The sequence below is a fragment of the Winogradskyella luteola genome (genome assembly GCF_019203985.1).
In the GTDB taxonomy this organism is placed as follows: domain Bacteria; phylum Bacteroidota; class Bacteroidia; order Flavobacteriales; family Flavobacteriaceae; genus Winogradskyella; species Winogradskyella luteola.
Window position 1 is genome coordinate 215,994 of the sequence record NZ_JAGSPD010000004.1, and the last position, 11,884, is coordinate 227,877.

Here is an 11,884-nt window from a genome sequence, read left to right on the forward strand (position 1 = left end):
AACATTTAAAATTGTTTCTTTGTGCTAAATTATTTTGAGCAAATGCGTTCATATTTTATACGAATTTTAAGTATTGTTCTTTTTGCTATCGTTATGGTAAGCTGTGCCAATCGTGGTTCTCCTTCTGGTGGTGAAGTAGACAGTGAGCCCCCAGAAATAATCCGTGAGATACCAGAAAATTTCTCAACTAATTTTAGTGCAGAAGAAATCCGAATCTATTTTAACGAATACGTAAAAATTAAAGACTTAAGAAAACAACTCATCATCTCACCGCCAATGGATAACGAGCCTGTTATTGTGCCATTGGGAGGAGCAAGTGATTATATTTCTATAAAAATAAAAGACACACTACAGCCCAATACAACTTATGCCTTTAACTTTGGCGAAAGTATTGTAGATAACAATGAAGGTAATCCATATCCATACTATCGTTATGTGTTTTCTACTGGGGATACTATTGATTCACTTTCTGTACAAGGCTATGTGGAAGATGCTTTATTGGATGAACCTGATACTTTTGTGTCTGTAATGTTGTACGAAGTAGATTCTACTTATACCGATTCTATAGTTTACAAAGAAAAGCCTAGATATATTACCAATACCTTAGATAGTGTAACGACGTTTAGTATCGATAACATAAAAGCCGGAACTTATAAATTAGTAGCCTTAAAGGATAAAAATGGAAATTATAAGTTTAATCAGAAAGACGATAAAATTGGATTTAAAAAAGGCTTTATTACAGTGCCTACAGACTCAGTTTACCCATTAACGCTGTTTAATGAAGAAGTCAATTTTAAAGCGATTAAGCCAAAACAAGATGGAGCAAGCAAGATTATTTTTCCTTATGAAGGCGATTACGAATCCATGCGAATAAAAGTTCTAGGTGATACGCCAGAAGATTACCAAACAAGAATTGTTAAAGATCCTGAAACTGACACACTATATTATTGGTACAAACCTAAGTTTGAAATTGATACTACGTTTTTCTTGGTGTCCAATGGAAAGTACGTAGATACCTTTAAACATCGTTTTAGAAAATTGGAAGAAGATTCCCTAGTTATGAGTGCTGTGTCTTCTAGAAGCTTAGATTTTGACAAAGATTTTACCATTGAAGGCAATATTCCGCTTATTAAGATTGATAAATCAAAAATCAATATTATTGATAAGGATTCTGCTGCCATCGATTTTGAGGTAGAATATGACTCTATTTACAATAGATATAAACTACCAATTAATAAGGTTGAGGGGCAAAAATATAATATACAGATGCTGCCCGAAACCTTTTGGGATTTTTATGGCGGTACAAATAAAGATACCTTAAGTTTTGTGGCCCTCACCAAGATGAAATCTGAATATGGTAATATCAGAGTTAATCTAAGAAACGCCACATTACCTCTTGTAGTTCAGTTGGTTAATGATAAGGGAGAAGTACTTTACGAGCGTTACGCAAAAGATACTCCGGTTGTAGATTTTACAGATTTAGAGCCAAGACGCTATAACCTACGCGTTATTTTTGACAGCAATGGCAATGGTAAATACGACACAGGAAACTATTTGCTAGGCATACAACCAGAACGTGTAAGTTATGCGCCAAAAGATAAAGTTGATGAGGTTAGGGCTAGTTTCGATTTTGTTATAGATTTCACCCTTTTAGAATAAAATCATCCCTATCCTTTAAAAAGCCTAATTTTTCTCTGTATTTGTTAATTTGTGCTTTTTCTAGGGTAATAATCTCGATGCTTTCTTTGTTTTCAGGAATTGTATCTATACGATGGCCTAACACATTATATACTGCAGAATGTCCAGAGTATTCGTAATTATTGCCATCCAATCCAATACGGTTAACACCAATACAGTAACTCATATTTTCAATAGCACGTGCTTTTAAGAGCGCATCCCATGCGTCTACTCTTATTTTAGGCCAGTTAGCTACATAAAGTAACAAATCATAATCCTCAGTATTCCGAGCCCAAACAGGGAAGCGTAAATCATAACAAATTAAAGGGCAGATGGTCCAGTCTTTATAATTGAGAATCACTTTTTCAGTACCAGCTGTATAGACCTTGTGCTCACCAGCTAAAGTAAATGTATGCCTTTTGTCATACTGGGTTATTTTCCCCGATGGCTCAACAAAAACAAGACGGTTGTAATAATTGCCGTTTTCTGATATGACCAAACTTCCAACTAAAGCTATATCTTTTTCTTTAGCCATTTTCTTTAACCAACTAATACTTTCACCATTCATGGTTTCGGCTATTGCACTTGCATTCATGGTAAAACCAGAGGTGAACATTTCTGGTAAAATAATAAGATCAGCATCTTTCAGGATGCTGATCTTATGTTCTATATTATTTCGATTGGCTTCAGGATTTTCCCAAACTAAATCGGTTTGAATTACAGCTACTCTCAATTCGTTTTTCATAATTTAAAAATACGAATTTGAAAGATTATTGCTATATTAATTTATTATAATCTTTCTTTTGCTTTTTCAACATTTTCAGAAAGTTTCTCTATTTTTTCTAGCCACTTTTCTTCATCTACCGGCGATAACTTTCCTTTCTTTTTAAGCTTTTGGTATTTCTTCTGAGTCTTAGAAAGCTTTTCTTGGGCTTTTTTGTATTTACTCTTTAGTTTCTCTTGCTTTTTTAAAGCTTTTTCAGCTCTTTTTCTTTCTTTTTCTGCTTTTTTAGCAGCTTTTTCAGCTTTCTTGCGTTCCTTTTCTAATTTTTTTGCTTCTTTTTCTTGACGCTTTTTAGTTTTAGCAGCTTTTTCAGCTTCTTCTTGGGCTTTTTCTTTCTGCATTTTAGCCATTTCAGCTTCTTCCTTAGCTTTTGCTTTCTCTAATTCTGCTCTCTCTTTTACTTTTTTTAGCTCTTCTTCTTTTTGCACGACAGTATTTTCAATCTTCACTTTACTTTTTTCGGTAATTATAGCAGCTTCCTTTAAAATGGTTGTACGTTCTTCAATCGTGAGGATTTCGGTGATATCTTCACCATTTAAAAAGATTTTTTCGTTTTTAACCTCATAGGTCTTTCCTTTCTTTTCAACTTTTTGAGCAAAAGATGTTAGCGAAAAGGCTAAGAATAAAAGTATAATGTAATATTTCATCGTGTTTATATTTTACGTTTTGATTTTAAGACACAGAAATATGTAAAAAGTAACAAAATTTATTGATATTTATCGAGCTCAACCTTAGCCTTCTCTACTTCGACCTCTAATTTTTTCAGTTTAGCTTCCCATTCTTTTTGCTCTATTTTAGAAAGCTCTCCTTTTTCTTTTAAGGTTTTAAAAGTTTTCTTCTCTTCACTGTAGCGTAATTTTATTTTAGCATAATCGTCTCTAGCATCCTGGCGTACTTTTATTTTTGTTTGAAGCGCATCAAGTTGGTCTTTAAGTTCGCGTTGCCTGTTTATGGCATTTTTCTCTATTTGCTCTTGTTCTTTAATAGCTTTTTCGAGAGATTTTTGTTTGTCTTCTTCTGCTTTTTCAAGCTTTTCTTTTCTATCGATTAAATTCTCAATACTTTCTCTTTGCGAATCTTTTATATCATCTGTGACATTTATACCATTTTGTTTTATGGTTTTGCCATCAAAATTATAAACTTCCCCATCTTTAGTAATAACTCGCTGACTACTGCTGCAAGCTATTAATTGGATAAGAAAAAGGGACAATAGTACTTGTTTTATAAATTTCATTTATTTAAATTTTTGTAATCATCTGTTTTTAGTGACTTAATTATATGGGCTGGTGTGGACACATTGTCTGCCGAATGCTAATTATGTACTTTCATAACAAGTGTTTTAATGTATTACTTTAATAAAAAGAAAAAAGGTCTAATAATCGAATAATTTAAAAAAGGTTTAACACTTTAGATAATATTGAGGATTTCTGCTGCTTTCACTAAAGTCTCGTCAGTTTTGGCAAAACAGAATCGTAATACCCTATCGTCTTTATCTTTTTCATTAAAAACAGATAATGGAATGGAGGCGATCTTAAATTCCCTTGTTAAACGCTTTGCAAAATCCACGTCATGCTCATCTGTAATATCTGAATAATCCAAAACCTGAAAATACGTACCTTGAGAAGGTGTGAACTTAAACCGAGATTCTGAAATTAGGTTTAAAAACAAATTACGTTTTTGTTGAAAAAATTGACTCAACCCTAAATACGTCTCAGAATCTTGCATATAATCAGCGATTCCTTTTTGTGAAGGATGGTGTACGGAAAAAACATTAAACTGATGTATTTTTCTAAATTCTACCATTAAGTCTTCTGGTGCGCAGCAATAGCCAATCTTCCAGCCTGTATTATGAAATGTTTTACCGAAAGAGGCTGTTATAAAACTTCGCTGTTTTAAATCACTAAACAGACAAGCGCTTTGATGTTGCTCGCCATCAAAAACAATATGCTCGTAAACTTCGTCGCTAAGCACAATAATATTAGTGTTTTTGGTTAATTTTTGAAGTGCTAACATATCTGCTGTAGACCAAATCGTTCCACTGGGATTGTGAGGCGAGTTAATGATAACCATTTTGGTCTTATTTGAAATTTTTGAAGCCACCTCATTCCAATCTATCTTATAATGTGGTGCAGACAATTGAATTGCGATTGTTTTTCCACCATTAACTTCAATAGCAGGTTGGTAACAATCGTACGCAGGTTTAAAAATAATGACTTCATCGTCAGGCCTTACAAAAGCTGAAACAATAGTGTATATGGCTTGTGTTGCACCAGCAGTAATAGTAATTTCTTTCTCAGGATGATAGGTTGAGTTATAAAGCAACTGGTATTTATTAGAAATGGCCAAACGCAATTCTAAATTGCCAGCCATAGGGGCATATTGATTGTAGCCATTATTCATGGCATCCGCTACCAAATCATTTAGCTTTAGAGAACTTGGATAGTTAGGAAATCCTTGGGATAAGTTAATGGCTTTATGCTCGCTGGCAAGCGCACTCATTATTGTGAAAATTGTGGTGCCAATGTTAGGAAGTTTGGACTGGTGTTGCATAGGACGTAAGATACTAAATCATTAGAAAATGATATAGATGCTGTATACTGAAAATTATGATTTTGCTGGGATTACAATAAATAACGATTTAGTTAAAAGTTGGGTTTTAAATGAAAGGTTAAGTATTTCTGCTCGCTAGTTGTTTAAAATATCATCCACAATTTTTAAGTGGTGTTTGGTATGTACTTCCATAAACCGAATGGTCTGGGCTTTATTGAGTTGGCCAAAGACAAAATGTTCGAAATTAGAATTTTCATCCAATTCCTTTAGCTTAGCAATATTGACTTTTGCTTCTTCAAGTTGTCTATAAATGGCTTTGGCTACTATAACTTCGGGCGGTTTAACTACATCTGGCGATTGTGCTCTTCCTCTGGGAATATAGCCAGCTGTTAACGACATAATCCTAGCTCCGCTTATAGAGCTTTTAAAAGCATCTGGATTAGATTTTTCTAAAACTTCTGTAACTCTATTTATCGTTTTTAAGATATGGTCTAATTGCCATGCTACATCTGCTTTCGAAACTTCAGGATTTATCTCGTCTCTATGTGGAATATAGTTTTCTACTTTAGCGAGTAAAGGGACTAAAACTTCTGGGTTGTCTTGATTCATTTTTATTTTAGAATAAACAAATAGTAATATTAAAAGTAATACTAAAATTGAGATTCTTCTTTTCATAGTATGTCATTTTAGCTATTAATATATGGCTTTACTTTTAATCTTTAATTTTGAAATTGAATTTTTATTTTTTGGTAAGGTTATAAAACTTTATAAAAAACGAATTCGCAATAAAAGGTTTAATCTACTAGACAATTAAACAGATTTTAAGTTTCTTTTTTATCTTTACCTACATACTAAAATGAATATTATGAGAGTCTTAAAATTTATCGTCTTTTTTATTGTTTTTCAAGTTTCTGCCCAGCAAGGAGGCATGTGGATTCCTTCACTTTTAGAGGGAATGAACGAGGACGAAATGCAAAACTTAGGAAGTAATTTGACTGCTAAAGATATTTATGATGTTAACAATTCTAGTCTTAAAGATGCCATAGGTCATTTTAATGGAGGATGTACGAGCGAAGTCATTTCACCAAAAGGACTTTTGCTAACCAATCATCACTGTGGTTTCAGCCAAATACAATCCCATTCGTCTTTAGAGAATGATTATCTAAAAGATGGTTTTTGGGCTATGTCCTTAAAAGATGAAATCCCTAACGAGGGACTTTTTGTGGAATTTATTGTACGTATAGAAGATGTCACAGAGGCAATGTTAAAGGGTGTCACTGACGATATGAGTGCACGCGAAAGGCAATCTCAAGTTGATAAAAACAGAAATGAAGTTGAAAAAAATGTGCAAAAAGAAGATTGGCAAGGCTTAAAAATCAGACCGTTTTACAAAGGCAACCAATACTTTTTGTTTGTTACAGAACGTTTTGACGATGTACGTTTGGTTGGTGCACCTCCAACCAGTATCGGTAAGTTTGGTAGCGATACAGATAATTGGGTTTGGCCAAGGCATACGGGCGATTTTTCGATATTCAGAATTTATGCCGATAAGAACAACAAACCAGCAAAGTATAGCAAAGACAATGTGCCATACAAGCCAAAGCACTTTTTACCTATATCTTTAGACGGTATTGAAGAGGGAGATTTTACCATGGTATTCGGTTTTCCTGGTCGTACCAATGAATATTTGCCAGCCGTTGCTGTAGAACAAATTACCCAAAAGGTAAATCCATCTAAAATTGCTATAAGAGAAGCAGCTCTAAAAGTGATTGATGCCAATATGAAAGCTGACGATCAAATCCGTATTCAATATGCCTCCAAACAAGCAAGAATCGCCAATGCCTGGAAAAAATGGATTGGCGAAAACCAAGGTATTGAAAAAAGTGACGCAATCGCAATAAAGCGAGAGTTTGAAGCTGAATTTACCAAAGCTCTAAAAGCACAGGGCAAAGAAAATCAGTTTGGAAATATTTTACCAGAGTTTGAAAGACTGTATAAAGAATTTGAAACTGTAAATATAAAACGAAATAGTTTTTTGGAAGTTTTCTTTAGGACCAACGAATTAATGCAAATGACGTTTCGTGCTGCACAACTCGAAATGTCTGCGCAAAATGGTGAAGATGCTTTCAATAAAACTAGAGAAAGTACAATTAAAAGACTAAAAAGTATTCACAAAAATTATAATGTAAAAGTAGATAGAGGTGTTTTTAAGTCTGTAATGCCATTGTATGATTCAAATCCGGATTACAATATTTATGATAAAACGGCATTTACCAATTTAGATAATGCATTAAAATTATTGGATGGGGATCCTAAGACCGTTATCGAAAAGCTCAATGCGGATGCTGCTTATCGATATGCAAAACCTCTAATTTTAGAATTTTACACAAAACATGAACCAGAGTTCCAACGTCTAAATACTCAAATCAATGCACTGCAAACACAATACATGAAAGCGTTGATGGATGTATTGCCAGAAGAGCGTTATTTCCCAGATGCCAATAGTACACTTAGGGTTACCTACGGAAAAGTAAATGGTTATTCACCAAGAGATGCCATATATTATAGTCCAGTGACCTATTTAGAAGGTGTTATGGAAAAGTATGTGCCAGATGATTATGAGTTCGATGTACCTGAGAAGCTGAGAGATTTGTACGACGCTAAAGATTATGGTAAGTATGCTGATAAAAAAGGAAAATTGCCTGTTTGTTTTTTAGGGACCAACCATACCACAGGAGGAAATTCTGGAAGTCCTGCGATTGATGGTGAAGGTAACTTAATAGGTTTAAATTTTGATCGTGTCTGGGAAGGCACCATGAGCGATATTTACTATGATCCAGAAATTTGTCGAAATATAATGGTCGATCTGCGTTACGTACTCTTTATAATCGACAAGTACGCTGGTGCCAAGCATTTAATTGATGAGATGAAATTGGTGCATCCCAAGAAGTAGAGATGCAGTCCGTTTTATGTTTTGTTGTTTAATATCTGGCTGAGTCCAGCTGTATGTAAATACATCATTACATCATTTATACAAGTTTTGAGATTGTCTTTAATTTCGTGTGTCCAAAACCGAAATACGGTATAATCCATGTCTTTTAATTGTTGATTAACTTCTCTGTCGCGTTGCATATTACGTTCAATCTTTGGAATCCAAAACCTACGGTTAGTCTTAATTTTAGATCTCCGTTCGTCCCAATTATAGCCATGCCAAAATTCACCATCAATAAAAATAGCAAGTTTGTATTTCTTGATGCTAACGTCAGGTTTTCCTGGTAGTTGTTTGCTGTCTACACGATAACGAACACCTTTTCTCCATAGTGCTTTTCGAAACAGCAATTCAGGTTTTGTATTCTTACCACGGATTTTACTCATAATTTTAGAGCGTTGCTTGGTGGTGTAGAAACCAGATGCTTCGTTAAATCTTGGGACTTTTATTTTTTCTTCCTTGTATGTCATAGTATCAAAAGATAATAAGAAATATATTTTTTTAAGTTCTGACAGAATTTGTTGGAAACTAATTAATGTCTGTTTTTTCTCAAAATTACACTTAGTATATAAATAACAATCAAAAAATCCCAAGTATGCAGGCTTGGGATTTTTTTGATTGTTATTTTAAAATGGAGTTATCGTTAATATCGATAATGCTCGGGCTTATAAGGACCTTCAACTTTTACGCCAATATATTCTGCTTGATAATCTGCCAATTCAGTAAGCTCAACACCAATTTTTTCTAAGTGTAGTTTTGCAACTTTTTCATCTAAATGCTTAGGCAACATATAAACTTCGTTTTCGTAGTTCTCACTATTGTTCCATAGTTCTATTTGAGCCAAAGTTTGATTCGTAAATGAGTTGCTCATAACGAAACTTGGATGACCTGTTGCACAACCTAGGTTTACTAATCGACCTTCGGCTAAAATAATAATGTCTTTACCGTCAATGGTATATTTATCTACTTGTGGTTTAATGGTATCTTTGGTATCTCCATAATTCTCATTTAACCAAGCCATTTGTATTTCATTGTCAAAATGACCAATATTACAAACTATAGTTTTGTCTTTCATGGCTTTAAAATGCTCAGCTCTAACAATGTCTTTATTTCCTGTTGTAGTAATAACAATATCAGAATTGGCAACTACGGTTTCTAATCGCTTTACTTCAAAACCATCCATGGCAGCTTGTAATGCACATATAGGGTCAATTTCAGTAACGGTAACAATACTACCAGCACCTTTAAAAGATGCAGCAGTTCCTTTACCAACATCACCATAACCACAAACGGTTACACGCTTACCAGCTAACATAATATCTGTTGCTCTACGAATGGCATCAACCGCAGATTCTTTACAACCATACTTATTATCGAACTTAGATTTGGTTACAGAATCGTTTACATTAATCGCAGGCATTGGTAAAGTTCCATCCTTAACACGTTCGTATAATCTGTGCACTCCAGTTGTTGTTTCTTCAGATAGACCTTTTATTCCTGGTGCTAATTCTGGGTATTTGTCTAAAACCATATTTGTTAAATCTCCACCATCATCTAAAATCATGTTTAATGGTTTACGATCTTCACCAAAGAAAAGCGTTTGCTCTATACACCAATCAAACTCTTCTTCTGTCATGTCTTTCCATGCATATACGGCAGTTCCAGCAGCAGCAATAGCAGCAGCGGCCTGATCTTGAGTAGAGAAAATATTACATGAGCTCCAAGTTACCTCGGCACCCAAAGCTTGTAATGTTTCAATTAACACAGCAGTTTGTATGGTCATGTGCAAACATCCTGCAATACGTGCTCCTTTTAAAGGTTGTTCGTTTTTGTATTCTTCTCGCAGACTCATTAAGCCTGGCATTTCTGCTTCAGCTAATTCAATCTCTTTTCTTCCCCATACCGCAAGCGACATATCTTTTACCTTGTTTGGTACGTAAGCAATTGTTTTAGTACTCATATTCTTTTTTATCTTTTTTAAAATTGTTCTTGCCTTTGGGTTTATGGCTTAAATAACTAAATTCGCTACATCAAAAAAAGCCAACTTCGCCTTAGGCGATGCAAAGATAATCAATAGGATTCAGAATATTAAATGCCACTGTACAAATCCATTAGCGTAAACTCACAAACTACTGTTAAAATATGGAAGGTCGAAGAATCCTATAAGGATTTATTAGAACCTCTCGATTTAAAACCTCAGAGTTTAGAACGTGTTTTAGGAATGAAAAGTGAGATCCATCAGCGTGGCTTTTTAAGTGTTAGGCATTTACTCAGGGCATTTGGTTATACTGACCAAGATTTGTTTTATGATGCTAATGGTAAACCTCATCTCAAGGATGGAAAACACATTTCAATAACTCATTCCTTTACCTTTTCTGGTGTTATTGTTAGTGATAAGGAAGTAGGTATAGATATTGAAATGCAACGGGACAAAATAGGTGTTATAGCTGAAAAGTTTGTTGAGTACGAGTTTTACTATTTGGATAAAAATGCCGAAGATTACATAAGAAAGCTAATTGTCATCTGGGCTATTAAAGAATCTTTATATAAGTTGTTTACAACACCGGGAATGCTCTTCAAAGAACATTTTTTGGTGATTCCGTTTATGATAGGTGATGGTGAAACTGTAGCATGGATTGATTATAAAAACAAAAAATATAGATATAATACCGCCTTTTTAGAGTTTGAAGGGTTTACTTGCGCTTATGTAGTTCCTTAAAATGGAATGAAGACAAGACAACTAAGAAGTAGGAGCTAGTTCGAATTCGGATTTTTTATTCTGGAATTTAACTACTCTAGACGCTAATTAATACTATGAAATATTCGACTAATGAAATATTAGAATCAATCAAGGCTGACAGTAAAAGTCTAGCAGTTCTTATTGATCCTGATAAAATGGAGATTGAAAATATTTCAAGTTTCATGTTTAAAGTAAATTCATCCATTGCGACACATATTTTTGTTGGTGGTAGCGAAGTTGATGAGGGAGTTACGGAAACTTTCGTTGTTGAAATAAAGAAGCATACCAATTTACCAGTGGTGTTGTTTCCTGGCGATGTGATTCAGATAACCGATAAAGCTGATGGCATTTTGTTTTTATCTCTAATTTCTGGTAGAAACCCAGAATACTTAATAGGCAAACATGTAGAAGCTGTTTCTAAAATAAATGAAACAACTCTAGAAGTTTTGCCAACCGGTTATACACTTATCGAAAACGGAAAACAAACTTCAGTAGAGCGTATTAGCCAAACCCAACCGATTAAAAGAAACAAAGTTCAAACCATAATCGATACAGCCAAAGCAGGCGAGTTGTTAGGCATGCAGCTAATTTATCTTGAAGCAGGAAGTGGTGCCACGCACCCAATAGAGCCAGAAATAATTCACAAAGTGAAAAAAGAACTAAAAATTCCACTGATTGTAGGAGGAGGAATTAGATCAATTTTAGAACTAGAATCGGCATATAAAGCTGGAGCAGATTTAGTAGTTATAGGCACTGCTTTTGAAGAAGATGAAATGTTTTTTGACAAATTGCGAAAGCAATCTGCCAAAAAAACAGACGATTAAAAAATTTAAACAGATGAAAATATCAGTAGACTTAACATTATCACCATTACAAGATGATTACGAAACACATGTCATCAATTTTATTAAAAGATTAAGGGATTCAGAGTTTACAGTACTAGAAAACCCATTGAGTACCCAAATCTATGGAGATTTCGATATGCTAATGCCTTTTTTAGCCCAAGAAATTAAACGCTCTTTTGAAGCTGTCGATATCTCAGTGTTACAAATGAAAGTTGTAAAAACAGATAGAAGCGACTATGAACCTAACTTCTAATATCTTGCAAGATAGATAGGCTTCTGTAGGTGTAAATACTATGATT

The 11,884-nt window shown here is 34.1% G+C and carries 12 protein-coding genes; 5 read left to right on the forward strand and 7 right to left on the reverse strand.

Features of this window, described 5'->3' with window-relative positions; translation table 11 throughout:
• Positions 1–42: 42 nt before the first annotated feature.
• Entirely contained in the window at positions 43–1,659 is a 1,617-nt protein-coding gene (locus KCG49_RS06695; protein WP_218545411.1) for an Ig-like domain-containing domain, read from the forward strand.
• On the opposite strand, the gene KCG49_RS06700 is transcribed toward KCG49_RS06695, so the two are convergent.
• The 5 genes from KCG49_RS06700 to KCG49_RS06720 form a co-directional block, all read right to left on the reverse strand.
• Positions 1,643–2,422, reverse strand: coding sequence for an amidohydrolase (locus tag KCG49_RS06700; protein WP_218545412.1), 780 nt, complete (start codon positions 2,420–2,422; stop codon positions 1,643–1,645). The genes KCG49_RS06695 and KCG49_RS06700 overlap by 17 nt on opposite strands.
• A 44-nt stretch (positions 2,423–2,466) precedes the next feature.
• Positions 2,467–3,108 carry a hypothetical protein gene (locus KCG49_RS06705; RefSeq protein ID WP_218545413.1) on the reverse strand — a complete coding sequence of 214 codons (642 nt, stop codon included), beginning with the start codon at positions 3,106–3,108 and terminating at the stop codon, positions 2,467–2,469.
• Between the two features lie 59 nt (positions 3,109–3,167).
• Positions 3,168–3,695: a BAR domain-containing protein gene (locus KCG49_RS06710; RefSeq protein ID WP_218545414.1), complete on the reverse strand. Its 528-nt coding sequence runs from the start codon at positions 3,693–3,695 to the stop codon at positions 3,168–3,170.
• Between the two features lie 173 nt (positions 3,696–3,868).
• Entirely contained in the window at positions 3,869–5,011 is a 1,143-nt protein-coding gene (locus KCG49_RS06715) for a methionine aminotransferase (RefSeq protein WP_218545415.1), read from the reverse strand.
• A gap of 135 nt (positions 5,012–5,146) precedes the next feature.
• Positions 5,147–5,686 carry a DinB family protein gene (locus KCG49_RS06720; RefSeq protein WP_218545416.1) on the reverse strand — a complete coding sequence of 180 codons (540 nt, stop codon included), beginning with the start codon at positions 5,684–5,686 and terminating at the stop codon, positions 5,147–5,149.
• Positions 5,687–5,876: 190 nt separating this feature from the next.
• Here KCG49_RS06720 and KCG49_RS06725 point away from each other — a divergent pair, with 190 nt between their 5' ends.
• Positions 5,877–7,964 (forward strand): S46 family peptidase, encoded by a 2,088-nt coding sequence (locus KCG49_RS06725; protein ID WP_218545417.1) that lies wholly within the window; start codon positions 5,877–5,879, stop codon positions 7,962–7,964.
• A 14-nt stretch (positions 7,965–7,978) separates the two neighbouring features.
• On the opposite strand, the gene KCG49_RS06730 is transcribed toward KCG49_RS06725, so the two are convergent.
• Both KCG49_RS06730 and ahcY read right to left on the reverse strand, forming a co-directional pair.
• Positions 7,979–8,470: a very short patch repair endonuclease gene (locus KCG49_RS06730; RefSeq protein WP_218545418.1), complete on the reverse strand. Its 492-nt coding sequence runs from the start codon at positions 8,468–8,470 to the stop codon at positions 7,979–7,981.
• A gap of 173 nt (positions 8,471–8,643) precedes the next feature.
• Entirely contained in the window at positions 8,644–9,960 is a 1,317-nt protein-coding gene (gene ahcY / locus KCG49_RS06735) for an adenosylhomocysteinase (protein WP_218545419.1), read from the reverse strand.
• Positions 9,961–10,092: 132 nt separating this feature from the next.
• Between ahcY and KCG49_RS06740 the strand changes: the two genes are divergently transcribed.
• The 3 genes from KCG49_RS06740 to KCG49_RS06750 all read left to right on the forward strand — a co-directional run bounded on the left by KCG49_RS06740 (position 10,093) and on the right by KCG49_RS06750 (position 11,838).
• On the forward strand, positions 10,093–10,719 hold the full coding sequence (locus tag KCG49_RS06740; protein ID WP_218545420.1) for a 4'-phosphopantetheinyl transferase family protein: 627 nt from the start codon (positions 10,093–10,095) through the stop codon (positions 10,717–10,719).
• Between the two features lie 95 nt (positions 10,720–10,814).
• Positions 10,815–11,564, forward strand: coding sequence for a phosphoglycerol geranylgeranyltransferase (locus tag KCG49_RS06745; protein ID WP_218545421.1), 750 nt, complete (start codon positions 10,815–10,817; stop codon positions 11,562–11,564).
• 13 nt (positions 11,565–11,577) lie between these two features.
• A complete protein-coding gene (locus KCG49_RS06750) occupies positions 11,578–11,838 on the forward strand; it encodes a hypothetical protein (protein ID WP_218545422.1) in 261 nt (86 codons plus the stop codon).
• Positions 11,839–11,884 lie beyond the last annotated feature (46 nt).